Below are 25,496 nucleotides of genomic sequence, written 5' to 3'. Positions count from 1 at the left end.
GCGGCCGGGATCTCACGATTCCGGCCGTCTCGTCTCTTCATTGATAGATTTTATTTATTAATCCACCGCAAACCGGACTTTGCCTCCTTCGTCACGTTTTCCCTAAGCTGTGTCCACCGTTTCCCCACCACCGGACACTCCGCGCATTCCGCGCGAGACGACGAAAGGCCTGCCATGGCCAAGCGCGACGAAGCGCACTCTCCCGGCGTGCTGCGGCTCGGATTCGCCGCCGGCGTCGGAACTTCCCTGGAAATGTACGATTTCTCAATTTACGGCACCGCGGCGGCACTCGTATTCGGGTCAGTGTTCTTCAAAACCGGGAATGCCTGGTTCGGCACCTTCATGAGCCTCGCGACCTTCGCCATCGGTTTCGTCATGGCACCGCTCGGAGCGGCGCTGTTCGGCTGGCTCGGTGACCGTCGCGGCCGCCGCACCGCGCTGTACGCGGCCTTCCTGCTGATGGGTTTCGCGACGCTGGGCATGGGCGTTCTCCCGCCGTACGCGGTGATCGGCATCGCCGCGCCGCTGCTGCTGGTCGGACTGCGCTTGCTGCACGGCGCCGCCCGCGGCGGGGAAAGTGCCGGCGCGGCGGTGTTCGCCGTTGAACACGCCCCGGAAAAACGGCGCGGCCTTTACGGTTCTTTCGTCGCACTCGGCTCGCCGATCGGCGTCGTGCTGGCGAACCTGGCTTTCGCGCTGGTTCTCCTGCTGCCCAACAACGACGTCATGAGCTGGGGCTGGCGTCTCCCGTTCCTGGCCGGCGGCGTCGTGCTGGCCATCGGGATCTGGATCCGCCGCGGCGTTTCGGAAAGCCCGGAATTCGAGAAAATGGCCGCCGCCAAAACGCGTGCGAAAAAGCCGCTCGCCGACGTCCTCCGCTCGAACTGGCGACGGCTGCTGCTGATCGCGGGTGCGAACCTCGGTCTCACCGCCTGCACCTTCGCACTGGTCACGTTCATGCTGTCGTACGCGACTGCCGCCGCACCGGAAGGCCTCGGCCTCCCGCGCGCCCCGATCGTCACCATTTCGACGATCACCCTGCTGTGTCACGCCGCCGCGAACGTCGGAGCCGCCTGGCTGTCCGACCGGATCGGCCGCAAACCGGTGATGCTGACCGGCTCGGTGCTGTCGATCATCGCCGCGCTCGTGATGTTCCCGATCGCCTCGGCAGGCACCATCAGTTCGGTGTTCCTCGCACTGCTGCTGGGTTTCACCGCCACCGGAATCCTCTTTGGACCGATGTACACCTGGTTCGCCGAACTGTTCCCGCGCGAGCAGCGCCAGTCCGGCCTCGGCGTGGGCTACCACGTCGGCGCGGTGCTGGGCGGCGGATTGTCGCCGATGATCGCCAACCGGATCGTGGCCGCGACCGGCGACGCCCTCGCGGTCGGCTACTACCTGGCCGCGCTGCTCGTGCTGAGCCTGGTCTGTCTGCTGATCCTCCCGGAAACCGCCCCCGCGCGACGCGCCGCGAAACCGGCCCCAGAACTGGTCAGCTGACTCGGCTGCACCCCAGTCTCCCCGGTGGGCGAGACTGGGGTGTTATGCGTGAGCTCGACGAAGTCCTGGACGCGGTCGGTCCCCGTTTGCGGACCCTGCGCACCCGGCGCGGCATCACCCTGGCCGATCTGTCGGCGGAGACCGGCATCTCGGAAAGCACCCTGTCCCGCCTGGAAAACGGCCAGCGCCGAGCGAACCTGGAACTGCTGCTGCCGCTCTCGCGCGCCTACGACGTGCCGATCGACGACCTGGTGGGCGCACCCCGCGCCGGCGACCCGCGCGTGCACCTGCGCCCGATCCACCAGCACGGAATGACCTACGTGCCGCTCACCCGGCGACCGGGCGGCGTGCACGCGTACAAAATGCTGATCCCCGGCCGCTCCGCGGAACCCGCACTGAAAACTCACAGCGGCTACGAATGGCTATACGTCCTCAATGGACAGCTGCGGTTAATCGTAGGCGAGAAGGATCTGACCGTCCCGCCCGGCGAGGCAGCGGAGTTCGACACGACGGAACCCCACTGGCTCGGCTCAGCCGACGGCGCTGCGGTTGAGCTGCTGATCCTCTTCGGACTGCAGGGGGAACGAGTGCATGTAGAGCCGCGCCCGAACTGATACCAGAAATGACGTAACGCCTGTGGCGACTAGTGCGACCTGTTTGTGCACGGTCGATCATGAAAGGCTCTCAATGTCCGCCCCTGACTATCCTCCGCCGCCAGCACCCCAGGCGGCCCCGCCGGCACACCAGCTCCCGCCGAAGAACGGCCTCGGCACCGCCGGGTTCGTACTCGGGCTGGTCGGCCTGATTTTCTCGTTCATCCCGGTCATCGGGCTCGTCGCGTGGCCGCTGGTGATCCTCGGGATCATCTTCTCCGCACTCGGCTTCGCCCGGGCGCGGTCCGGAAAGGCCACGAACAAGGGCCTCTCGATCGCCGGTCTGGTGCTTTCGGTGATCGGCCTGGCGATCTGCATCGTCTGGACCGTGACTGCCGCCAAGGTGGTCAACGAGGTCAACACCGAAGCGAACCGCACCGTGACGATCCACTACGAGGTCACCGGCACCGCGAAGGAAGCCTCGATCACCTACACCACCATCGGCGACGGCAACGCGGCCTCGAACCAGGACCAGCCGCAGACCCTGCCGTGGTCGAAAGACATCACCACGAAGGGCCTGTTCAAGGGCGGCAGCCTGTCGGTGACCACCGGCGCCGAAGGCGGAGAGGTGACCTGCAAGGTCGTCGTGGACGGCAAGGAAGCCAAGACGGCGAAGGCGTCGGGCAACTTCGCGACCGCCACCTGCGACGGCTTCTGATCTTCTGAACGACGAGTGGGCCTGGCATCCGTGCCGGGCCCACTTTGCCGTTCCGGATGCGGCATTCTCGCGGTATGGCCTACCTGAACGGCATTGCCACGCGAGTAGTGGACGACGAGTTCCCCCGGCTGGGTCGAAGTCCAGTTCTCCGGGGCCGACGGCACCGAAATCACGCTCGTGGAGAAGCTGCCGGTGCTGGACGGCGACCTCACGGCAACGTCGCGGTATCCAGCACCCGCTCGCGTCCCTTGCCGAGTGGTGAAGACCGAGGACGATGGCGCCGTGGCTCTTGTCGAGCTAGCGCACGGCATCACCGACCGCAGTGACCGAAACATGTTTCGAGTGCCAGCCGGCGCGGTTATCTACGGCCGGACAGGACCATGATCGAGACGGAGCCGGCAAGGGGGTTCGAACCCCTGACCTTCTGTTTACAAGACAGATGCTCTACCAACTGAGCTATACCGGCACGCACCCGGCGACGGGCGCGCCAAAAGTATATCGGGCGGCTCCCGACTCAGCCGGGCAACCCGCCTTGAGCCCCAGGTCAGCACCGGAAACCGGCGTGATCCGACCCCATGCGGCACGATCGGCGGCAGGTGTGGCGGACACCACTGCAACAGCTGGGGCGGCGCGGCCGATGGTCCCCGGGAACGAACGAGGAGGTGGGGATCGATCATGAAGATCAACGAGCGTGCCGGCCAGGGGGCAGCGCGCAGACGGTGGCCGATTCTCGAGCCCCCGCACCCGCGGTCGAACCAGCGGCACCGGCCCAATCTGCTGCGCCGGCGCGCGTGGCACATCCTCGAGGCTCCGACCGCCGAACAGCCCGCGGTCGAGTCCGAGGAGGCGATCGGGCCCAAGCCGCCGGACGACGCGACCGTCAACTTCGTTCTGGATCTCACTCTGCGGATCGGCGAAGTGCAGATGGCCAGCGGCGCCGGTGCTTCCGACGTCACCGCGACCATTCTCGCGCTCACCTCCGCGCTCGGGCTGCCGCACTGCGAGGTCGACGTCATCTTCACGTCGATCACCGTCACCTGTCACCGCGGGACCGATCTCGCGCCGGTGACCGCGTTGCGAGTGGTCCGTTCGCGCAGTCTCGACTACACCCGGCTGACCGAGACCGAGACGCTCGTGCGCCAGATCGTCCGCGGCCGCACCGGTGCCGAGGAAGCGGTCACCGAACTGGACCGGATCACCTCCGCGCCGCACCCGTACGCGCGCTGGACCGCGACCGCGGCCTGGGGCGGGCTGGCCGGGTTCATCACGCTGCTGCTCGGCGGGGGCCTCGACATCGCGCTCGTCGCGATGGTCATCTCCGCCGCGGTCGACCGGATCGGCAGGCTGCTCAACAAGGTCAACCTGCCGTTCTTCTTCCAGCAGGTGGTCGGCGGGCTGTTCGCGACGCTGTCGGCGATGGTGATAGTCAGCAGCAACATCCTGACCACCGACCGGCCGACGCTGGTGGTCGCCGCCGCGGTCACCGTGCTGCTGTCGGGGCTGTCCACGGTTTCCGCGGTGCAGGACGGGATCACCGGGTACTACGTCACCGCGTCCGGCCGCACGATGGAAACCGCGTTGATGAGTGCCGGGCTGATCGCGGGCGTCGTGCTCGCGCTGCGGATCGCGGTGATGCTCGAACTGCCGCGCACCCCGTTGCCCGACGTTCCCGTGTCGACCGCGCAGCACCTGCCGATCATCGTCGTCGGCGGGGCCGGCGCGGCCGCCTGCTTCGCGCTCGCCTCGTACTCGAAGCTGCGCGCGATGCTCGTCGCCGCCGCGGCGGGGGCGATCGGCGCGCTCGTGTACGGCGCGTTGATTCTCGCGACGCTCGACGCGGTGAGCGCTTCGGCGATCGCCGCGACGCTCGTCGGGTTCTGTGGCGGCGTGATGGCGCGGCGGCTGAAAGTTACTCCGCTCGTGGTGGCCGTGTCCGGGATCACTCCGCTGCTCCCCGGTCTTTCCACCTATCGTGGTCTATACCAATTAGCGGTATCGCCGGGCGGGAACATCTCCACCCTGATGACCGCGGTCGCCATCGGCCTCGCTCTCGCGGCGGGCGTTGTACTGGGCGAATACCTCGCCCAGCCGGTCCGCACCGGGCTCGGCAGGCTCGAGCGCAAGCTCTCCGGGCCCCGGCTGGCCGGGCCGATGGAGCCCACGGAACGGCGTTTGGAGTAACCAAGTTGGTCAACAGCCGGTCACTCCGCGCGCGCTAGGGTTCTCTTGGGGCCGCGACCCGCCGAAGACGAGGGAGCAGCTGGAGTGACTGACGCGATCGCCGAGGAGAACAGCGCACCGTCCGCGGATTTCGTCGTGGTGGCCAACCGGCTGCCCGTCGACCTCGAACGGACCGCGGACGGGGAACAACGCTGGACCGCCAGCCCGGGCGGGCTGGTCTCGGCACTCGAACCGTTCCTGCGCTCCCGCAAGGGCGCGTGGGTCGGCTGGCCGGGCGTGCCGGACGTCGACGTGGACGAGTTCGACGACGACGGGCTCGTCCTGCACCCGGTGTCGCTCAGCTCGGCCGAGGTGCGCGACTACTACGAGGGCTTCTCCAACGCCACGCTGTGGCCGCTCTACCACGACGTCGTCGAACGGCCGGTCTTCGACCGGTCGTGGTGGGACAGCTACGTGAAGGTCAACCGCCGGTTCGCCGAGGCCAGCGCCGGCGTCGCCGCGCACGGGGCGACCGTGTGGATCCAGGACTACCAGCTGCAGCTCGTGCCCCGGATGCTCCGCGAACTGCGGCCCGACCTGCGCATCGGGTTCTTCCTGCACATCCCGTTCCCGCCGGTCGAGCTGTTCATGCAGCTCCCGTGGCGCGCGGAGATCGTGCGCGGCCTGATCGGCGCGGACCTGATCGGCTTCCACCGGCCCGGCGGCGCGCAGAACTTCCTGTGGCTGGCCCGGCAGCTGGTCGGTCTCGAACCCACCCGCGGCGCGGTCGGCGTCCGGTCGCGGCCGGGCATGGTGCAGGTCGGCGACCGCACGGTGCGCGTCGGCGCGTTCCCGATCTCCATCGACGCGGCCGGTCTCGACTCGCTCGCGCGCAGCAAGGGCGTCGCCGAACGCGCCAAGCAGATCCGCCGCGACCTCGGCAACCCGAAAGCGGTGCTGCTCGGCGTCGACCGGCTCGACTACACCAAGGGCATCGACCTGCGGCTGCAGGCGCTGCACGAACTGCTGCACGAGGGCAGGCTCGAACCCGGCGACGTCACGTTCGTGCAGCTGGCCACGCCGAGCCGCGAACGCGTCGAGCACTACCAGCGGATGCGCGGCGAGATCGAGCAGATGGTCGGCCGGATCAACGGCGAGTTCGCCCGCGTCGGCCACCCGGTCGTGCACTATTTGCACCAATCCGTGAACCGCACCGAGCTGGCCGCCTTCTTCTCCGCGGCCGACGTCATGGTGGTGACGCCGCTGCGCGACGGGATGAATCTCGTCTGCAAGGAGTACGTCGCGTGCCGCCCGGATCTGGGCGGGGCGCTGGTGCTGAGCGAGTTCGCCGGCGCGGCGGCTGAGCTGACCAGCGCTTTCCTGGTCAACCCGCACGATCTGGACGGGGTGAAGAACGCGTTGGAGGCTGCCATTACGCTCGACCCCGCCGAGGGCCGACGCAGGATGCGCGCCATGCGTCGCCAGGTCCTCACCCACGACGTCGACCGGTGGGCGCGTTCGTTCCTCCAGGCGCTGGGTGCCGAACCGGCCGACTGACCCCCTCCCCCGTACCGCGCTGGACCTCCTGAGGAGGAGTGTTGACCGCCGAGGCGTTGCCCGCGGAGCTACGGCGCGCGATCGTGCAGATCGCCCGTACCCCGCGCCTGCTGGTCGCCTGCGACTACGACGGCACATTGGCCCCCATCACGGCGAACCCCGACGAGGCGCGGCCGCTGCCCGAGTCCGTCGGGGCGCTCAGATCTCTCGCCGGCCTGCACGAAACGACCACCGCCGTGATCTCCGGGCGGGCCCTGCGCGACCTCGCGACGCTGTCCCGGCTGCCGTCCGAGGTGAACCTGGTCGGCAGCCACGGCTCCGAGTTCGACATCGGCTTCATCCACGCGCTCGACGAGGACGCGAAGGCGCTGCACCGGCGGCTCGAACACGAGCTGGAACAGCTGGTGCTCGACGTGCCCGGGGTGGCGCTCGAGGTCAAGCCGGCGAGCATCGCGGTGCACGTGCGCCGCGCCGAGCACAACGCCGGCCGTCGCGTCCTCTCGGACGTGCACAACGGACCGTCCAAGTGGGACGGCGTCACCACCACCGACGGCAAGGAGGTGGTCGAGCTGGCGGTCGTGAAGACCGACAAGGGCAACGCGCTGGACACCCTCCGCCACCAGGTCGGGGCCACCGCGGCGGTGTTCCTCGGCGACGACGTCACCGACGAGAAGGCGTTCGCCCGGCTGGCCGGTCCGGACCTTGGCATCAAGGTCGGCGACGGCGAATCGCTCGCCGAGTACCGCGTGCCGGACACCGTCGACGTCGCGATGGTGCTCGCGTTCCTCCTGGAAGAGCGGCGCAACTGGCTCTACGGCGAGTCCGCGCCGCCGATCGAGCGGCTCTCGATGCTGGCCAACGAGCGCTCGGTGGCGCTCGTGACGCCGGACGCGAAGCTGACCTGGCTGTGCCACCCCGGCCCGGACGCCCCCGCGGTGTTCGCCGATCTGCTCGGCGGTCCCGGGGCCGGGCATTTCTCGATCAAACCGCACCGCAACGGCCTCCCGCTCGGCCAGCGGTACCTGCCGAACACGATGACGGTGGAAACGCGCTGGTCGCGACTGCTCGTCACGGACTACCTCGAACCGGAAAGCCCCGCGCACCGCACCGACCTCGTGCGCGTGATCTCCGGCGAGGCGGTGGCGCAGGTCGTGTTCGCGCCGCGGCCGGAATTCGGCGGCGTGCCGGTGCGGCTGGTCGCCGAGGCCGAGGGCCTGCGTGTGCTGGGCACGTCGGAGCCGTTCGTGCTGCGCTCGCCGGGCGTCGAGTGGTCGATCACCTCCGACGGGCTGCAGGACACCGCGACCGCACTCGTCCAGCCGACGCCGGAAGAGCCGGTCGTGCTCGAACTCCGTTGCGGCACCACGGATTTCGCCGCGCACGAACTGTCCGAAGTGGACCGCCGGGACCGCGCGGGCCGGTACTGGAGCGACTGGGCGGCGAAGCTCAAGCTGCCGACCGTGCAGACCGAACTGGTGCGCCGCTCCGCGCTGACCCTGCGCGGGCTGGTCAACACCGACACCGGCGGCGTGCTGGCCGCCGCGACGTCGTCGCTGCCGGAGGAGATCGGCGGGGTCCGCAACTGGGACTACCGCTACTGCTGGATCCGCGACGCCGCGATGACCGTGCGCGAGCTGGTGCACCTCGGCTCGCACGAGGAGGCCGAGGGCTACCTCAAGTGGCTGCACGGGGTGCTCGCCACGCTGGCCGGCCCGGAGCGGCTGCACCCCCTCTACACCCTCGCTGGCAGCGTCATCGGCGCGGAGGCGGTCATCGAATCGCTGCCCGGGTACGCCGGTTCGCGGCCGGTGCGCGTCGGCAACCTGGCCAACCACCAGGTGCAGCTCGACGTGTTCGGCCCGGTCGTGGAGCTGGTCGCCACGCTGGCGAAGGTCCGCGGCGAACTGCGCGACGAGGACTGGCAGATGGTGCGCGCGATGGCCGAGGCCGTCACGCGGCGCTGGAACGAGCCCGACCACGGCATCTGGGAAGAGCGGCACGTGCCGCGCCACCGGGTGTACTCGCGGGTGATGTGCTGGGTGACCATCGACCGCGCGGTGCGGCTCGGCGACGAGTACGGCCGCGACGTCCCGGGCGCCTGGCCGGCGCTGCGCGACGAGATCAAGGCCGACGTTCTCGAACACGGCTGGAACGAAGAGGTGCAGGCGTTCACCACCGCCTACGACGGCACCGACCTCGACGCGGCGTCCCTGTTCGTGGGCCTGACCGGCCTGATCGACCCGGCGGACGAGCGGTTCCAGAAGACCGTGACCGCGATCGAGGCCGAACTGCGCAGCGGTTCCACGGTGTACCGCTACCGGCGCGACGACGGTCTTCCCGGCGGCGAGGGCGGTTTCCACATCTGCGCGGCCTGGCTGATCGAGGCGTACCTGTGCACCGGCAGGCGCAACGAGGCCGAGGAGCTGTTCGCGCAGATCGTCGGCGCGGCGGGCCCGACCGGGCTGCTGCCGGAGCAGTTCGACCCGGTCGCGGAGCGCTCGCTCGGCAACCATCCGCAGGCTTACTCGCACATCGGCCTGATCCGGTGCGCGAACCTGCTGGCCGAGAAGGCTTGATCGGGCAGCGAGTTCGCACGCCTCGGTGACAAGTGCCGTGAAGGCCACCTTGCCGGAATCGCATTCCGTTAAGGTGGCCTTCACGAGCATTTGCACGTTCGTTCGGATTGCCGGGCGCGGAGGTGATGCGGTGAAGCAGTACTACGGGCAGCAGGCCGCGGAGTACGCCCCCTTGCCGCGGCTGTTCGCCGCCCGGGTGCGCTTCGCTTCCGTGGTCACCGGGGTCTCCCTGGCAGTCGGCACGCTGCTCGTGTTCGGGCTCACCGTGTTCGTGAACCGTCCGCTGCACGGGCACAGCCTGCCCCGGGGCACGCTGGGTCTCGCCGCGCTGCTGCTGCCCATGCTGTCCGTCCTGGCCACCGCGGCGGTGGTGTTGTCCGCGCGCCGCTGCCTGCAAGGCGACTACCTGGTGGTCGCCCGGGCGCGCAGCACCCGCGCGGCGCTCACCACCTGTTTCACCGCGCTGTCGATCAGCTGCCTGATCGCGCTCGGGGTGTCCGCGCTGGTGGATCTCTGGGGCGAGCACGCCCGGCTGGGCTTCACCGAACTGCTCGCGACGTTCGCGAACTTCGCCATCGGCCTGATCGGCTACGGCGCCGGGCTCTGGTTCGTCCGGCCGTCCGTGAGCACGCTGGAGAAATTCAGCGACCACCCCATCTGGTGACGGAAACGAACGCTCGCCCGGTCTGCGGGCAAGAGTGGGTATGCAGGTGACCCATGACGGTCCCGAGCCGGTGTCGACCGGCCCGCAGGACCGCCCCGACCTGGGCGGCCCCGATCCCGCCCCGGCCTTCGGGCGGCTGTTCGACGCGCACGCGGCGACCATGCACCGCTATCTCGCGCGCCGCGTCGGCCCGGATACCGCGCACGATCTCGTCGCCGAGACGTTCCTCGTCGCACTGCGCCGGCGGGATTCGTACCAGCCGGAACTGGGCACGGCGCGCTCGTGGCTGTACGGGATCGCGACGAACCTGCTGCGCCATCACGTCCGCAGCGAAACCCGGGCGTTGCGAGCCACCGCGCGGCTCGCGAATTCCAGCGACCGCGGCCACGGCGGGCACGACACCCGGGTCGCCGAGCAGGTGGATGCCCAGGCCCGGGCGGCGCAACTGGCGGGGGCGCTCGCGAAGCTGAGCGTCGCCGACCGGGACACGCTGCTGCTGGTCTCGTGGGCCGGGCTGGAACCGGTCGAAGTCGCCGAGGCGCTCGGCGTCCCGCCGGGCACCGTGCGTTCGAGGCTGCACCGGATCCGCAGATGGCTGCGCACCAATTCCACCGCATCGACCCGCGAGGAGGCGAAGGAACAGTGAACGACGACACCGTGCGGCACCTGTGGTCCGACGCCGAACTCGACGAAGCTCTCGCCGCACTGCACCCGCACGAGGCGACCACCGACCGCGCCGAACTCGATCGGGCCCGCGCGAGCCTGATGCGAGCCGCCGCGGCAGCGAGCGAATCGGACGAACCTGTTGTCCCGCAACGGAAAAAGCGCTCGGGCGCGTGGCGCTGGATCGCCGTGGCCGCGGCGGTCGCGGTGCTGACCGGCGGCGTGGTCGTGGCGAGGGAACTCGCCAGCGCGCCGACGTCGCTGGCTCCCGGGGGCTCGGTGGACAACCCCGAAACGAGCCCGGACCCCACCGCTACTACGACCCGGCGGCCGATCGGCATGTTGTTCACCCACGTGACGAACAACTACAGCGGGATCGCGTGGGTGAACGGCACCAGCGCGTTCCTCGTCCGGGAACGAGTGGACCTCTGGATCCCGACCGATCCCTCCGGGACCTGGATCCGCCGCTGGACCCGGTCGGCGCAGCCGGAGCTGTTCACCGGGAAAGCCTCGGACGTGAGCGCCCTGCCCGGGCCGTCGCAGGGCGAGGACTACGGGCCGGACGGGAAGTTCGGCAAGGACTTCCCGCACCCCGGCGGATCGGCCGCCGGGGACCCGCCGGGCTGGTTCCACCCCACCCCGGACTTCCTCGGGAGCCTGCCGACCGATCCCGCGGCGCTGACCGCACGCCTCCAGAAAGACCGCAACGTCCCGCAGCCGCCGCTCGCCGCCCAGAACGGACCGGTGCCGCAGCCGAAGTACTACGGCCAGATGCCGCAGATTCCCGGCGCCATCACCTATCCGGCCGCCACGGGCATGATCTTGAGCGTCCTCACCTCCGGGCAGGCGCCTCCCCCGCTGCGGGTCGCCTTGGCGAAGGTGCTGGACAACCCGGCACTCGGCTTCCGCCTGATCGCGATCGACCCCGCCGCCACGGAGTACTCCACGTCCGACGGCACGTTCGAGACGATCGTCTCGATCGACCGCAAGGAGCTCCAGGCGACCAGCGTCCGCGTCCTCGCCCGGGGTCCCGCCGCGGGGTTCCCGCCCGGCACCACGATCAGCTCGGCCCAGTTCACCTACGAGACCACCGACCAGGCCGGGAAATGATCATTTCGCGTGATTCGCCGCGTTGAGCGCGCTCGCCACGTCGGGCACCTCCAGCACCCGGATCCCGTCCGGGAGCTTGCCGGAATCCGGCGGCACCAGCGCGTGCGTGAAGCCCAGCCGGGCAGCCTCGGCCAGCCGCCGCCCGACGTTCGGCACCCGCCGGATCTCGCCCGCCAGCCCGACCTCGCCCACCGCCACCAACCGCGGCGACAGCGCCACGTCGTGCAGGGACGAGGTCAGCGCGAGCACCAGGGCGAGGTCGATGGCGGGCTCGGTGATCTTCATGCCGCCGACTGTGGCGACGTAGACGTCTTTGTCGCCCAGCTTCATCCGGCCGCGCTTCTCCATCACGGCGAGCACCATGGCGACCCGAGCCGAATCGAGACCGCTCACCGCGCGCCGGGGCTGCGGCATGCCGCTGCTCGACACGAGCGCCTGCACCTCGCCCAGCAGCGGCCGTTTCCCTTCCACCGCGACCGTGACCGCGGTGCCCGGCACCGGCTCCGCCGTCCGGCTCAGGAACAGCCCGGACGGATCCGGCACGCCGACGATGCCTTCCTCGGTGAGCTCGAAACAGCCGATCTCGTCCGCCGCGCCGAACCGGTTCTTGATGCCGCGCACCGTCCGCAGCGTGGAGTGCTTGTCGCCCTCGAATTGCAACACCACGTCCACCAGGTGCTCCAGCACGCGCGGACCGGCGACCGAACCGTCTTTCGTGACATGTCCCACGAGCACGACCGGCAGCCCGCGTTCCTTGGCGAGCGCGACGAGCCCGGCGGTGACCGCGCGGACCTGCGTCACCCCGCCCGGCGAGCCCTCGACCTGCGGCGACGCCATGGTCTGGACCGAATCGACGATCAGCACGCCCGGCTTCACCGCGTCGACGTGCCCGAGGATCGCGGACAGGTCGCTCTCCGCGGCGAGGTACATCTCGCCGTGCACGTTCCCGGTGCGCTCGGCGCGCAGCCGGACCTGCCCGGCCGATTCCTCGCCCGTGACATACAGCGAACGCCCGGCCGTGACCGCCCATTGATAGGCGACCTCGAGCAGCAGCGTGGATTTGCCGACCCCGGGCTCACCGGCCAGCAGCGCGACCGCACCGGGCACGAGCCCGCCGCCGAGCACCCGGTCCAGCTCCGGCACGCCGGTGGCCTTCGCCCGGGCCGCCTCGACGTCGACCTCGGCGATCGGCCGCGCGGGTGCACTCGGCGCTCCGGCGGCCACTCGCGCGATCGCCGGTTTCGCGGAGCCGCGCTCCTCGAGCGTGCCCCACGCCTGGCATTCCGGGCAGCGGCCGACCCACTTCGCCGTTTCGTACCCGCATTCCGCGCACCGGTGGACGGTGCTGGTCTTCTTCACCACGCCGCGAGGCTATCGGCGGACACCGACAAAACCCGCGGCGGCGATCAGGACCCCGCGTGCGCCGGCGCGGCGACCGGCAGCTCGACCACGATCGGGCCGGCGTTCTGGAAGGTGAAGGTGACCTTGATCGTCGCGCCCGGCCACAGCGGCTGCTTGAGGCCCGGCAGCACGACCTTGCCGGTGCCGAGCTGGCTCGCCGCGCCGCCGTTCTCGCCCGCCTGCGGCACGCTCGACGCGGTGCCGGGTGCCGAGCTCGACGAGCTGGCCGGAGCCGAGCTGGGCGCGCTGCTGGGAGCCGAGTTCGCGTCGGAAGCCGGGGTGCTGTTCGCCGACTCCGGCTGGTCCGGAGCGCCCTTCTCGACCGGGGCGGCCGGGCCGATCACGAGCGAATGCCCGGCGACGATCGCGGAGTCCCCGGAGATCTGCGCCGGACCGGAAGCGCCCTCGGACGTCACCGAGACGAGCTTGTCGTCCTTCTGGCCCTGGTTGACGACGGTGAGCGTGAGCGGGGCCGGCGAACCGGCCGCGTAGCCGGGGCCCTGCGCCGGGTACTGCACCGCGGCGTTGCGCAGCACGATCGTCTTCACCTGGGCGTAGGTGCCGTTGACGGCGGGCTGCTGGGTGTCGGTCTGGGTGATCTGACCGGCTCCGCAACCGGCGAGCACGAGTGCGGCGCCGAGCGCCGACACGCCTGCGCCGAGCACGCGGCGATTCTGCAGCCTCACGTCAGAGTCCTTCCCTTTCACGGCCTCGTCCTTCCCGAAGACTAGCCGGGCGGTTCCGCCCGCGCGGAACCGGTGTGCTTTCCCGGCCGATCGACTGTCCACAAAGGATCTCACGGCACCGGTCGGGGCGTTGTCGGCTCACCTGCATGAGCACGGCGAAAACCGGTTTGTCAAGCCCTGCTCAGGCCGCTGACCTGCGACGACGATCCCGGGCCGCTAGGTGGCCGCCGAACAGCCGTGATAGGATGGACCTCAGCGAAAGGGGCAGAGGACACATGGTTTTCAAGGTCGGAGAGACCGTCGTCTACCCGCACCACGGTGCCGCACTCATCGAAGCCATCGAGACCCGCGTGATCAAGGGCGAGGAAAAGAAGTACCTCGTCCTCAAAGTCGCGCAAGGGGATCTTACGGTTCGCGTGCCCGCGGACAACGCCGAGATCGTCGGCGTACGCGATGTCGTCGGGCAAGAGGGACTGGACAAGGTCTTCGATGTTCTGCGTGCTCCGCACACCGAAGAGCCCACGAACTGGTCTCGTCGGTACAAGGCCAACCTGGAGAAGCTCGCCTCCGGCGATGTGAACAAGGTGGCCGAAGTGGTGCGCGACCTCTGGCGGCGAGAAAAGGACCGCGGACTTTCAGCCGGCGAGAAACGCATGCTGGCGAAGGCACGGCAAATCCTGGTCAGCGAGCTCGCGCTCGCGGAGGGCACCGACGAGGGCAAGGCGGAGACGCTCCTCGACGAGGTTCTGGAGACCGCGACGGTCTGACCCCGGGTCCTCCGGTTCGCCGCCGCGGCAACCGGTTCCCTACGATCACGACCTGATGAACCCACAGGTGCTCAGTGTCGCGTTCGTGACTGTCGCGCACCGTCCGGCCGATTCCGAGCTAGCGCTCGCGGCGGTCGGTGGTGCAGCACTACTCACGCACACCGTGCGGGGGCTGCTCGGCACACCGGAGATCGATCTGGTGGTCGCCGCAGCCCCCGAGCGGTGTGCGAAGTCGTTTTCCGAGGCGTTGCGCGGCCTCGCATGCCGGGTCGTTCCCGGCGCATCGCTCCGGCAGGTGTTCGCCGCCGTCGAGCCGCTTCTTTCCCCGGACGCCGTCGTGCTGGTGCACGACGCGCTGCGGGCGTTCACTCCACAACGGACAGTCCGGCAGGTGCTGGCCGCGGTACGGGACGGCGCGCCCGTCGCGGTTCCGGTGCTGCCGATGTCCGACACGGTGAAAACCACCGACGAGACAGGAATTGTCACCGCCACGGTGGACCGCGACGGTCTCCGCAGCGCGCAAACCCCGGTCGGTTTTTCCCTTTCCGCTTTCCGCTCCGCGCTCGCCGATTCCGCTGACCCCGGTCTCGCCGACACCGCGGGCGCGGCTGTCGTCCCCGGCGATCCGGACGCGATGCGCGTCGCGAGCGCCTTCGAACTCACCCTCGCCGAGGCACTCGTCGCCGGCGGGGACCGAGAGGATCCCCTGTGACCGATCTGCGGGTAGGCAACGGCGTCGACGTCCATCCGATCGCACCGGGCCGCGAATGCTGGATGGCCGGGCTCCAGTGGCCGGGAGTGGACGGTTGTGCGGGCCATTCGGACGGCGATGTCGCGGCTCACGCGCTGTGCGACGCCCTGCTGTCCGCCGCCGGACTCGGCGATCTCGGCGCGGTCTTCGGCACCGGCGATCCGCGCATGGACGGCGCGCACGGCACCGACATGCTCGTCGAGGTGCGGGCGTTGCTGCGGGCCGAAGGCTGGCAGGTAGCCAACGCGACCGTGCAGGTCATCGGCAACCATCCGCGGATCGGGAAACGGCGCGACGAGGCGCAGCGGGTGCTGAGCGACGCCGTCGGCGGGCCGGTGAGCGTCTCCGGGACGACGTCGGACGGACTCGGCCTCACCGGCCGCGGCGAGGGCATCGCGGCGGTCGCGACCGCGCTGCTGATCCGCGGCTGATCGAATTCGCAGACCCGGGGGAAATCGTAATATTCCCTTTCCCCCGATACGTGACCAGCAAGGACAACTCGGTTCGCGGAAAACGATCTTCGCGGCCGGGCAAGAATCCCCGCTAACTTCTGCACGGGTACCCACCGCTCATTATAGTTATTCCGCGATGTTCGCGGCGGCAGGGAGCGGGGCCGCCCGGCCAAAGGGGGACGATGCCCGTCGATGCGCATCGGTTGTCCGGAGTACGGTCGATCACCGGAAGGCTGGTCGAGGAACTGCTGTCCCGTCCGGGAGGGCAGAGCAGACCGCTGCCGATCGTGGTGGCGCTCGGCGTGCGCGGCGCGGGGAAATCGGCGCTGCTGGAGGAATTGCGCGGCCGGTGCGCGGATCTTCCGCACGCGCTCGTCGATTTCGAACGGCGCGACTGGGAGCAGATTCAGCCGAGGGAACTGCTGGGCCACTTGGCTTTTGATCTCGGCAGGCAATGGCGGCAATTCGGCCGTATCGCGTTTCCGCGGCTGTGGCTGTGCATGCTCGTGCTCAGCGCACCGGTGGAACTCGGCGACCGCCGCGCGGCGCTGCGCAAGCTCCGGGATCTGATCGCGAAAAACCAGCCGCTGGAACGCAATCGCGACGCGATCGTGGACGTCGTCAAGCTCGTCGGCGGGGTCACCTCCGGCAACAACCTTCCCGGCTGGAACGAGGCGACCGAACTGCTGCTGCGCGGGCTCAGCTGGTACGACCGGCGGCGGCTGATGGGCAAGGTCAAGGCCATGCCGACCGGGCACGGCAATCACCAGGACTTCCTGATCGAGATCGCCAAGCACGCGCACGGCGACGACGAGGACCGGGCCGCGGTCGACGCGATCATCTGCGACGCCTTCCTCGCCGACCTTCGCCGCGCCTACTCCGGCATCTCCGGCACCCGCAGGACGATGAATTGCCTGGTACTGCTGGACAACGCGCACACGAAGGGCGGGCAGGAGTTCCTGCGCACGCTCGCCGAATCGCGCAGGCACACCCCGGACGAGCCCGATCCGCTGGTGGTGATCGCGACCAGCCGGACCTGGAATCCGGACTGGGGCGAAAGCTGGTCGATGGTCACCGCGCATCCCGGAAGCGACCGGGAAATCCGCCGGAACCCGGAGCACCGGACCAGCGGGCTCGAATGGCCGGTGCCGCGGCAGCCCGCGCACGTGGAAACCGACTGGCTCCCCGGCCAGCCGCACAGCCGTTGGAGCCCGTGGTACCTGCTGGAACTCGGCACGCTTTCCAGCGGAGACGTCGTCGATGTCGCCGCCGCGCACGACGTGCACCCGACGTCGCGGCTGCCGCGGTTCCTGTCCCGGCTCACCGACGGGCATCCCGGCGCGGTGCGGGAACTGCTGCACACCCTCGCCGCGCGGTACGAGCCGTCCAATCCGAACACCTTGCGGGAAGCCTTGTACACCAAGGTGCCCGGGGACGACGGCGGCGAGTCCACTTTGCTCACCGAGATGTGCGACTACCTGCTGCAGGACTTTTCGGCCGCGAGCCGTCAGGAACTCGTCACCGCGAGCGCCGCGGTCGACGTGGAAATGCTGTTCCACAAGGAAATTCTCGATCTGCGCAATCCGATGGGCGAGGGGCCGCTGTTCAAGCAGCTCGCCGACCAGCTGTGGCTGCGGGCGGATCCGGACGATCCGTCGCGCTACGTCCTGCACCCGTGGCTGCGCCGGCTGCTGCTGCGGAAACTGGCTACGCGCGCCGACGACCATCCGTTGAGCTGGGAAAAGGTGCACACGCGCTGCCGCGATTTCTACGAGAAGAACGGCCGGGTCGCCGCCGCCCGCTACCACGATCTGGCGCTCGAAAACGTCGACGCGGTGGTGACGCATCTGTGCAAGCCGCTCACCGCTCCGCACGCCGAGTTCGACGTGCCGACCGCGGAAGCCTGGCTCGCCGAGCTGGACACGATCACCGCCGCGCCCAACCGCCTGGTGGAGAACGCGGATCCGTACACGCAGGTGCAGCAGCGCGTCGGGGAATGGGAAGGCGAACTGGAGACGACCGTGGCGTGGCTGGTCGTTTCGCTGTGGCTGGCACGTGATCCGCTCGGCGATCCGGGCGGCACCCTGAACGCCACCATCGAGAGCGGATTTCACCATCTGGCCCAAGGCCGGGGCCGAGGATCGATGCTGTTGCACGAGCGAGCGGAGCGCTACCGATGACGCAACGGATCAAGCCGCCGCGGCCGTCCTGGGCGAAGTGGCTGTGGGGCTGCGGCACGGTGGTACTGATCGTGGTCGTCTTCGTCGTGCTGCGCTACGTCGTGCCCGCGATCGTCAAGGCCAACCACACCTGCGGCACCGGCGTCGAGGAGCGCGGTGATAATTCCGAATGCATCGGCACGACTGACGGCGAATTCGTGTTTTCCCCCGACCTCACGGATGTGGAAAACAGAATTCATCAGGAAAACACCGAAACCGTCAGCTCCGGAAAACCGTATGTGACCATCGCGGTGCTCCTGCCGATGACACTCACCGACCACGACATTCTTTCCCGCGAATGGGTGCGGCATCAGCTCGAAGGAGCCTATGTCGCGCAGCACCGGGCCAACAAAACGCAGTCCTGGGGCAGCGTGCCGCTCATCCGGCTGCTGCTGGCCAATCCCGGCAGCCAGCTCAAACAGTGGGAGCCGGTGGTCGACGACCTCATCGGCCGCGTCGGAGCCGACCGGATCGTGGGCGTGACCGGGATCGGGCTGAGCCTCGACACCGCGCGCAGCGCCATCCAAAAGCTGTCCGAGCACCGCGTTCCGGTTGTCGCCTCGCATCTGGCGGCCGACGAGTTCTCGCAGATCCCCGGGTTCCTGCGGGTCTCCCCGACCAGCTCGACCTACGGCAGTTCGATGGCGGGTTACGTGAAGCCGACCGCGCACACCGCGGCCGTCGTACAGGACCAGAATCCCGACGACCTGTACCCGAAGACGCTGGCCACGGCGTTCGTCAGGACGTTCGCCGACGCCGCGCACCGGATCGTCGGGCGCACCGAGTCCTACGACTCCAGCCTGCCCGGGATCGAGAACACCTTCCTGCAGATGATGCCCAACATCTGCGGCGACAACCCGGACGTCGTCTACTTCGCCGGCCGCGAAGACCACCTGAAGTCGTTCGTCGCGCAGCTCGCCCAGCGGCCCTGCCTCGACCGGCACCTGACCGTACTGACCGGCGACCTCGCCCAGGTCGGCCCGCCCGGCCCGGAAATGCGCCGCGGCCTCCAGGCGAACGTCACCGTGCTCGCGCCCGGGCTCGCGCATCCGCAGGCCTGGCGCGATCACCCCGAGTCGTTCAACAAAGCGGCCGTCGCGAGCTTCGAGGAACCGGCGTGTGACGGCTGTTTCACCGCGGTCTTCCCCCGGGAACGGCTGGACGACGGCATCGCGATCCTGGCGCACGACGCGGTGCTGACCGTGGTCTGGGCCATCCGCGGCATCCCGAGGGCGTCGCCGGAGCTGGTCACCGCGCAGGACGTGCTGCAAGCCAGGAACCGGCTGCACGGACAGTCCGCGGTCCCGGGAGCGAGCGGCATGATCTCCTTCGACGACCGCGGCGACCCGGTGAACAAGGCGGTGCCGATCCTGCGGGTCCGGCTCGACTCGACGCCGGAGTTCGTGGAGCTGTACGTCCCGGCAGGCTGATCTTCGCGAAGATGAGCCGGGGACCACAAACGGGCGGCATCGCACCCGGCTCGCCGGATAAGGTTGGCGCGTGGCCATCAACGCGGTGTTGTTCGATTTCTCCGGCACTCTTTTCCGGCTTGAGCAGCAGGACGGCTGGCTCGACGACGTCCGCGACGACGACGGCGAGGCGCTCGACGTCGAAGCGCAGACCGAGCTGATGCGGCGGATGACCGCGCCGGTCGAGCAGTCCGTCGAACTGGACGAGGAGCACCAGCACGCCTGGCACAACCGCGACCGCGACCCGGAGCTGCACCGGAAGGTGTACCTGGAGGTGCTGCGGCTGTCCGGCGTTCCCCGGCGCGACCAGGCCGAAGCGCTGTACGCCCAGCTCATCGACCCGGACCAGTGGACGCCGTACCCGGACACCGAGGCCGCGCTCAAGGCCGTCGCGAGCAGCGGGCGCAAGGCGGGCGTGCTGAGCAACATCGCGTTCGACATCCGGCCCGCGTTCGGCCAGCGCGGCTGGGACGCGCACGTCGCCGAGTTCACCCTGTCCTTCGAGGTCGGAGCGATCAAGCCGGAGCCGGAGATCTTCCAGGCCGCGATCGAGCGGCTCGGCGTGCGCGCCGAGGAGACCCTGATGGTCGGCGACAGCGAGGAGGCCGACGGCGGGGCCCGGGCGCTGGGCTGCCAGTTCGCGCTGGTCGACCCACTGCCCACCGCGCAGCGGCCGGACGCGCTGCTGGGCGTGCTGCGGGAGCACGGCGTGCTCTGACGTCCTGCGACGTCCCCCACAGTGTTCCGGCAGGCGCCGGTACCCTTTACCCGTGGCTTTGCACCTGTACGACACCGCGACCCGTGCCCCTCGGGAGTTCACTCCCGTCCGCAGCGGAACGGCGTCGATCTACGTGTGTGGTGCCACTGTGCAGGGAGTACCGCATATCGGGCACGTCCGCGGCATGCTGAATTACGACGTGCTGCGCCGCTGGTTGCTCCACAGTGGACTGGACGTGCTGCTGGTCCGCAACGTCACCGACATCGACGACAAGATCCTCACCAAGGCCGCCGACGCCGGACGGCCGTGGTGGGAATGGGCGGCGACGCACGAGCGGGCGTTCGAGAAGGCGTACGAGGACCTCGGCTGCCTTCCGCCGTCGGTCACGCCGCGCGCGACCGGGCACGTCACGCAGATGGTCCAGCTGATGCAGCGGCTGATCGAAGCCGGGCACGCGTACGCCGCCGACGGCGACGTGTACTTCTCGGTGAAGTCGTTCCCGGAGTACGGCTCGCTGTCGGGCCAGCAGCTCGACGAGGTCCAGCAGGGCGAGACGCCCACCCGCGGCAAGCGTGATTCGCGCGACTTCACGCTGTGGAAGAGCGCGAAGCCGGGCGAGCCCGCGTGGCCGACGCCGTGGGGCGACGGGCGGCCTGGCTGGCACCTGGAGTGCTCGGCGATGGCGACCAACTACCTCGGCGCCGAGTTCGACATCCACGGCGGCGGCGTCGACCTGGTGTTCCCGCACCACGAGAACGAGCGCGCGCAGTCGAACGCGGCGGGCGACGGGTTCGCCCGCTACTGGCTGCACAACGCGTGGGTGACCATGTCCGGCGAGAAGATGTCGAAATCGCTGGGCAACACGGTCTCGATCCCGGCGATGCTGGAGCGCTACCGCGCGCCAGAGCTGCGCTACTACCTGGTCCAGCCGCATTACCGGTCCACCGTCGAGTACTCCGACGGCGCGGTTTCCGAAGCCGCTCAGGGATACCGGCGGATCGAGGCGTTCCTGCGCCGGGCGGAGTCGGCCGGTCCGGTGGACGTCGGCCCGGTCTCCCCGGAATTCGCCGCGGCGATGGACGACGACCTGGCCACCCCGGCCGCGTTCGCCGTGGTGCACAACACGGTCCGTGACGGTAACGCCGCCCTCGACGGCGGCGACACCACGAAGGCGCTCGAATTGGCCGGCACGGTCCGCGGGATGACCGGCGTGCTCGGTCTCGACCCGCTGTCGCCGGACTGGGCGGACGGCGGCTCGGACACTCCCGTCCGCGAAGCGCTGGGAACGCTCGTGGAAGCCCTGCTGGCCGAGCGCCAGGAGGCCCGTGCGGCGAAGGACTTCGCCCGCGCGGACGCCGCCCGCGACCGTCTCGTGGCGGCGGGGATCGCGGTGGAAGACACCCCGAACGGTCCGCAGTGGACGGTCAGGAACTCCTGACCGTCCCTTGCGGCAGCAGAGATTGAGGACTCATGGCAGGCAACTCACAGCGCAAAGGTGCCATCCGCAAGACCGGCACCAAGAAGGGTGCCGTCGTCGGTTCGGGCGGGCAGCGGCGCAAGGCGCTCGAGGGCAAGGGCCCGACGCCGAAGGCCGAGGACCGGCCCGGGCACAAGGCGTACCGCGCTGCCAACGCCGCCACTAAGCGGGACCAGGCCCGGCAGAAGAAGGCCGACCGGCCGGAGCTGATCGCCGGCCGCAACCCGGTCGTCGAGGCGCTGCGCGCGGACGTGCCGGGCACGGCGCTGTACGTCGCGCTCAACATCGACATCGACGACCGGGTCAACGAGGCCGTCCGGCTGGCCGGCGACAAGGGCATCTCGATCCTGGAGATCCCGCGCGAGGAACTGGACCGCAAGACCAACCGCGCGATGCACCAGGGCCTCGGCCTGCAGGTGCCGCCGTTCGAGTACGCGCACCCGGACGACCTGATGCAGGCCGCGCGCGACTCGGGCAACACCCCGCTGTTCGTCGCGCTCGACGGCGTCACCGACCCGCGCAACCTCGGCGCGGTGATCCGGTCCGCCGCGGCGTTCGGCGCGCAGGGCGTGCTGCTGCCGGAACGGCGCAGCGCCGGAATGACCGCCGTCGCGTGGCGCACCAGCGCGGGCACCGCCGCGAAGCTGCCGATCGCGGTCGCCACGAACCTCACTCGCCAGCTGCGCGCGTGGGCTTCGAAGGGCCTGATGATCGTCGGCCTCGACGCCGACGGCACGGTGGACATCGACGCGCTCGAGCTGGCCGCGGACCCGCTGGTCGTCGTGCTCGGCTCGGAAGGCCGCGGCCTGTCCCGGCTGGTCCGCGAGACCTGCGACGCGACGGTGTCGATCCCGATGGCGGCAGGCGTGGAATCGCTGAACGCCTCGGTCGCCGCCGGAGTGCTGCTGGCCGAGGTCGCCCGCCGCCGCCGGATCGCCGGACGCGTCTGAGCGCGCCGACGATTTACCGGCTGTTCGCCCAGCCCTCGCTGACGACCCGTGGGAGAACTTGCGGCGGGGCTGGGACCAGCACTTGGAGTTCGCCTGGCCAACCCCGCGCTGTACCTGCTGATGACCACCCGGCCCGGTCCTTCTCCCGCGTTGGAGAAGTCTCGGGCGTTCCTCTCCGCGAGGGTCACCCGCATCGCCGAGGCCGGATGGCTCCGACGCGACGGCCATTGATCCACGCCGCCGGGTCCGGGACGACGTTGAGCCGGATCGGCACTCCGCCGGATTCCCGCGACCTGGCGGTGTCGGTCGCGGCCTGGGAAGCGGTGGTCGCCGCGATCAGCACGGATCGGCCGGTGTCCCGCACTCCTGGCCCAGCCACGGCTTTGCGGGCGGTGTTGCCGCAGGTCTCGGGGTTGAGTGCGGTGGAGAAGCATTGCTGGGCGAGTGGCCGGACCGGATCGCTGACTGAGCCGCTTCTCCGTCCGAACCTCGCCGCTCCCGATTCCCTGTCGCGAGGGGCGAAATCCTCCCAAATCCGTCACCCACAGTGATTCGGGCTGTGATCCGTCGGGCATCGCCCCGCGAAGCCACCCGCTCGGGCTAAGGTCTCCTCCGGAACCGAGGGGGTCCGTCACCGATGTCGTTCGTTTCGCCGCTGTTCTTGTGGTACTTCATGCCCGCGGTGCTGATCGCGGTCCTGGTGTGCCCGCGCAGCTGGCGCAACGGCATCGTCGCGGTCGCGAGCCTGCTGTTCTACACGATCGGCGCCGGCCCGTACCTGTTCCTGCTGCTGCTCTGCATGGCGGTGAACTTCCTGGCCGGACCGGCGCTGGAGCCCAGTCCGTGGGACGTGCGCGGCCAACGCCGGAAGCGGATCCTGATCGGCGTCATCACGCTCGACGTGCTCGTACTGGTCATCTGGAAGTACGCCGGTTTCGCGACGCAGCAGATCGCGGCCGTCGCGCACTGGTTCGGCGGCGACCTCGGCGTCGCGAACATCGTGGTGCCGATCGGCATTTCCTTCTACACCTTCCACCACATCTCCTACGTGGTGGACATCTACCGAGGCGAGCGGCACGCGCTGCGCAACCCGGTGTCGTTCGCCGCGTACATCGCGATGTTCCCGCAGCTGGTGGCGGGTCCCATCGTGCGCTACCGGGAGATCGCCGACCAGCTTCCGCAGCGCCGCTCGCACCGGCTGGACGACATCGCCGCGGGGTTCCCGAGGTTCGCGCTGGGCCTGTGCAAGAAGTCGATCATCGCCGACTCGCTCAGCCCGATGGTCGAAGCGTGCTTCTCGACCCCAGCGAACCAGATGACGTTCACGACGGCCTGGCTCGGCGCGATCGGCTACACCCTGCAGTTGTTCTTCGACTTCTCCGGCTACTCGGACATGGCGATCGGCCTCGGCCGCATGCTCGGCTTCCGGCTGCCGGAGAACTTCGCCCGCCCGTACTCGTCGGTGACGATCACAGAGTTCTGGCGCCGCTGGCACATGTCGCTGTCCCGCTGGTTCCGCGACTACGTCTACATCCCGCTGGGCGGCAACCGTTCGGGTGCCGGAAAGACCTACCGGAACCTGTCGATCGTCTTCGTGCTGACCGGTTTCTGGCACGGCGCGCAATGGACGTTCCTGATCTGGGGCTGCTACCACGGCGCGCTGCTGGTCATCGAACGCCGCTTCAACCTCGGCGACGCCCCGTCCAGCCCGGTCGCCCGCATCGCCCGCCGCGTGCTGACGCTGATTCTCGTGGTGTTCGGCTGGGTCTTCTTCCGTTCCGCCGACCTGGGCCACGCGCTGTCGATGATCGGCCACATGCTGATCCCGGACTTCGGCGGCCTTGGCGACGTCGTGGAAAGCGCGCTGACGAACCAGCGGATGGTGATCCTGCTGCTCGCGCTGATCGTGTTCCTCCTCCCCGCGCACCCGGTGACCGGCCCGCTGCTGGAGTCGTCCCGGAGCCGCGGAGCGACCGCGCTGCGAATCGGGGTCATGACGGTGGGGCTGGTTTACGCGGCGATCCTGGTGGCTACGGGGACGTTCAGCCCGTTCTTGTACTACCAGTTCTGACCTTGCCTCGGCGCGGGATGGTTGTGGCAAGATGGCAGACATGCTTGCGACCTCTAGGGGAAATGCCGCGTAGGCCGCCGGGAACAGTGCGCGCCGGGTTACGGACGCGCCGGTCAACTGCTTCGGGCACTCCCGCCAAGACTCCGAAGTTCATCCAGAGCGCTGAGGCGGCCCGGCTTGGAGTCGGCGACGTCGGGTCAGCACTGCAGCGCTATCAAGACTTCGTTCGGCAGCCTGGACGCTGGCTGGACACGGAAGCGGATTTCCCTCGCTGCGACCAGATTGACGCTCGCGATGAGCTAGAGCGTGCGCTCCGTACCTTGCCCCCGAAACGTGGCCTTGCCCTTCGCGAGCTTGTCTCACGCCTTGACGACGAGCTCCGCCGGAGGACCTTGCCGGATCCCCACGCCGGTCCCGGACCGTGGTGGTACTGGCGCCAGTGAGAACGAAACGGCGCTCTGCCTGAGCACGCCGACGGTAAGCTTCGCCCGTTGCCTAACGGAAGGCCCGGAACGATGACCGACCCGACCGAGCCGTCAGATCTGGCGTCCACCCCGAACGTGATCCCGTACGTCGACCCGCACGACGGACCTCGACGGTTGCTCACGATCGACATTTCCACGCATATTTTCCACGCTGGCGCCTTCATCCCCTTCGCGGGAATCGACGGTCGGCAGTACGTCGTTTCCTGGGGCGCGGTGTCGTTCGAAATTCCCGCTGACCGCAACGTCCATGTCAGCGTGCACCTGCAGAGCAACGGCGGATCCGGGTACACGCCGTCCCCGTTCGCGTCGATCATTCTGTACCCGAATCCGTTGCCGCAACGGTTGGCGACGCAGTTCGCACGGCTAGGCATGGGGGCGCTCGTACCGCTACCGTGAGAGGATCGCAGCGGGGGAATTACGGGTTATCCGGCACGCGTACCTCCGCACCGCGGAACGGTTACCCTGCACAACCCGCCCCAGCACAGCCTGGCTACCCGCAACAGCCTGAG

Annotated in this window: 22 protein-coding genes and 1 tRNA gene; 19 read left to right on the top strand and 4 right to left on the bottom strand. The window is 69.3% G+C overall.

Annotated elements, in window-relative coordinates; translation table 11 throughout:
• Positions 1–174: 174 nt before the first annotated feature.
• The 3 genes from ACZ63D_RS31890 to ACZ63D_RS31880 all read left to right on the top strand — a co-directional run bounded on the left by ACZ63D_RS31890 (position 175) and on the right by ACZ63D_RS31880 (position 2,811).
• Positions 175–1,500: an MFS transporter gene (locus tag ACZ63D_RS31890; protein WP_465358060.1), complete on the top strand. Its 1,326-nt coding sequence runs from the start codon at positions 175–177 to the stop codon at positions 1,498–1,500.
• 44 nt (positions 1,501–1,544) lie between these two features.
• Positions 1,545–2,114 (top strand): helix-turn-helix domain-containing protein, encoded by a 570-nt coding sequence (locus ACZ63D_RS31885; RefSeq protein ID WP_465358059.1) that lies wholly within the window; start codon positions 1,545–1,547, stop codon positions 2,112–2,114.
• 73 nt (positions 2,115–2,187) lie between these two features.
• Complete coding sequence (locus ACZ63D_RS31880) at positions 2,188–2,811, top strand: DUF4190 domain-containing protein (RefSeq protein ID WP_465358058.1); 624 nt, start codon at positions 2,188–2,190, stop codon at positions 2,809–2,811.
• A 393-nt stretch (positions 2,812–3,204) separates the two neighbouring features.
• Here ACZ63D_RS31880 and ACZ63D_RS31875 read toward each other — a convergent pair.
• Positions 3,205–3,277: transfer RNA gene (locus tag ACZ63D_RS31875), tRNA-Thr, on the bottom strand.
• 209 nt (positions 3,278–3,486) lie between these two features.
• Between ACZ63D_RS31875 and ACZ63D_RS31870 the strand changes: the two genes are divergently transcribed.
• The 6 genes from ACZ63D_RS31870 to ACZ63D_RS31845 all read left to right on the top strand — a co-directional run bounded on the left by ACZ63D_RS31870 (position 3,487) and on the right by ACZ63D_RS31845 (position 11,541).
• Positions 3,487–4,992, top strand: a complete 1,506-nt coding sequence (locus ACZ63D_RS31870; RefSeq protein ID WP_465358057.1) for a threonine/serine exporter family protein — start codon at positions 3,487–3,489, stop codon at positions 4,990–4,992.
• Positions 4,993–5,076: 84 nt separating this feature from the next.
• On the top strand, positions 5,077–6,528 hold the full coding sequence (locus ACZ63D_RS31865; protein WP_465358056.1) for an alpha,alpha-trehalose-phosphate synthase (UDP-forming): 1,452 nt from the start codon (positions 5,077–5,079) through the stop codon (positions 6,526–6,528).
• A gap of 41 nt (positions 6,529–6,569) precedes the next feature.
• Positions 6,570–9,104: a trehalose-phosphatase gene (gene otsB / locus ACZ63D_RS31860; RefSeq protein WP_465358055.1), complete on the top strand. Its 2,535-nt coding sequence runs from the start codon at positions 6,570–6,572 to the stop codon at positions 9,102–9,104.
• A gap of 130 nt (positions 9,105–9,234) precedes the next feature.
• A complete protein-coding gene (locus tag ACZ63D_RS31855) occupies positions 9,235–9,768 on the top strand; it encodes a hypothetical protein (RefSeq protein WP_465358054.1) in 534 nt (177 codons plus the stop codon).
• Positions 9,769–9,808: 40 nt separating this feature from the next.
• Positions 9,809–10,414, top strand: a complete 606-nt coding sequence (locus tag ACZ63D_RS31850) for an RNA polymerase sigma factor (RefSeq protein WP_465358053.1) — start codon at positions 9,809–9,811, stop codon at positions 10,412–10,414.
• The gene (locus ACZ63D_RS31845; protein ID WP_465358052.1) at positions 10,411–11,541 is read left to right on the top strand and encodes a hypothetical protein; all 1,131 of its coding nucleotides are present in this window, start codon (positions 10,411–10,413) and stop codon (positions 11,539–11,541) included. The genes ACZ63D_RS31850 and ACZ63D_RS31845 overlap by 4 nt, the downstream gene beginning before the upstream one ends.
• On the opposite strand, the gene radA is transcribed toward ACZ63D_RS31845, so the two are convergent.
• Together radA and ACZ63D_RS31835 are read right to left on the bottom strand one after the other, a co-directional pair.
• Positions 11,542–12,903 carry a DNA repair protein RadA gene (radA, locus tag ACZ63D_RS31840; RefSeq protein WP_465358051.1) on the bottom strand — a complete coding sequence of 454 codons (1,362 nt, stop codon included), beginning with the start codon at positions 12,901–12,903 and terminating at the stop codon, positions 11,542–11,544.
• 44 nt (positions 12,904–12,947) lie between these two features.
• Entirely contained in the window at positions 12,948–13,628 is a 681-nt protein-coding gene (locus ACZ63D_RS31835; RefSeq protein WP_465358050.1) for a hypothetical protein, read from the bottom strand.
• Between the two features lie 275 nt (positions 13,629–13,903).
• Between ACZ63D_RS31835 and ACZ63D_RS31830 the strand changes: the two genes are divergently transcribed.
• The 8 genes from ACZ63D_RS31830 (at position 13,904) to rlmB (ending at position 22,431) form a co-directional block, all read left to right on the top strand.
• Positions 13,904–14,395, top strand: coding sequence for a CarD family transcriptional regulator (locus tag ACZ63D_RS31830; protein WP_009084200.1), 492 nt, complete (start codon positions 13,904–13,906; stop codon positions 14,393–14,395).
• 55 nt (positions 14,396–14,450) lie between these two features.
• Positions 14,451–15,107 (top strand): IspD/TarI family cytidylyltransferase, encoded by a 657-nt coding sequence (locus ACZ63D_RS31825; RefSeq protein WP_465358049.1) that lies wholly within the window; start codon positions 14,451–14,453, stop codon positions 15,105–15,107.
• A gap of 5 nt (positions 15,108–15,112) precedes the next feature.
• Positions 15,113–15,577: a 2-C-methyl-D-erythritol 2,4-cyclodiphosphate synthase gene (gene ispF, locus ACZ63D_RS31820; RefSeq protein ID WP_465358183.1), complete on the top strand. Its 465-nt coding sequence runs from the start codon at positions 15,113–15,115 to the stop codon at positions 15,575–15,577.
• Between the two features lie 203 nt (positions 15,578–15,780).
• Complete coding sequence (locus ACZ63D_RS31815; protein WP_465358048.1) at positions 15,781–17,778, top strand: hypothetical protein; 1,998 nt, start codon at positions 15,781–15,783, stop codon at positions 17,776–17,778.
• The gene (locus tag ACZ63D_RS31810; RefSeq protein WP_465358047.1) at positions 17,775–19,247 is read left to right on the top strand and encodes an ABC transporter substrate-binding protein; all 1,473 of its coding nucleotides are present in this window, start codon (positions 17,775–17,777) and stop codon (positions 19,245–19,247) included. The genes ACZ63D_RS31815 and ACZ63D_RS31810 overlap by 4 nt, the downstream gene beginning before the upstream one ends.
• A 70-nt stretch (positions 19,248–19,317) precedes the next feature.
• Positions 19,318–20,004, top strand: coding sequence for an HAD family hydrolase (locus ACZ63D_RS31805; RefSeq protein ID WP_465358046.1), 687 nt, complete (start codon positions 19,318–19,320; stop codon positions 20,002–20,004).
• A gap of 52 nt (positions 20,005–20,056) precedes the next feature.
• The gene (cysS, locus tag ACZ63D_RS31800; protein WP_465358045.1) at positions 20,057–21,442 is read left to right on the top strand and encodes a cysteine--tRNA ligase; all 1,386 of its coding nucleotides are present in this window, start codon (positions 20,057–20,059) and stop codon (positions 21,440–21,442) included.
• A 32-nt stretch (positions 21,443–21,474) separates the two neighbouring features.
• A complete protein-coding gene (gene rlmB / locus ACZ63D_RS31795) occupies positions 21,475–22,431 on the top strand; it encodes a 23S rRNA (guanosine(2251)-2'-O)-methyltransferase RlmB (RefSeq protein ID WP_465358044.1) in 957 nt (318 codons plus the stop codon).
• 184 nt (positions 22,432–22,615) lie between these two features.
• On the opposite strand, the gene ACZ63D_RS31790 is transcribed toward rlmB, so the two are convergent.
• On the bottom strand, positions 22,616–22,810 hold the full coding sequence (locus ACZ63D_RS31790) for a hypothetical protein (protein ID WP_465358043.1): 195 nt from the start codon (positions 22,808–22,810) through the stop codon (positions 22,616–22,618).
• A 258-nt stretch (positions 22,811–23,068) separates the two neighbouring features.
• Here ACZ63D_RS31790 and ACZ63D_RS31785 point away from each other — a divergent pair, with 258 nt between their 5' ends.
• Together ACZ63D_RS31785 and ACZ63D_RS31780 are read left to right on the top strand one after the other, a co-directional pair.
• Entirely contained in the window at positions 23,069–24,502 is a 1,434-nt protein-coding gene (locus tag ACZ63D_RS31785; protein ID WP_465358042.1) for an MBOAT family O-acyltransferase, read from the top strand.
• A gap of 515 nt (positions 24,503–25,017) precedes the next feature.
• Positions 25,018–25,383, top strand: a complete 366-nt coding sequence (locus ACZ63D_RS31780; protein ID WP_465358041.1) for a hypothetical protein — start codon at positions 25,018–25,020, stop codon at positions 25,381–25,383.
• Positions 25,384–25,496: the final 113 nt, after the last annotated feature.

Source organism: Amycolatopsis sp. NPDC104775, assembly GCF_055583325.1.
Note: the sequence above shows the minus strand (reverse complement) of the source record. Positions and strands in the feature narration are given on the sequence as shown.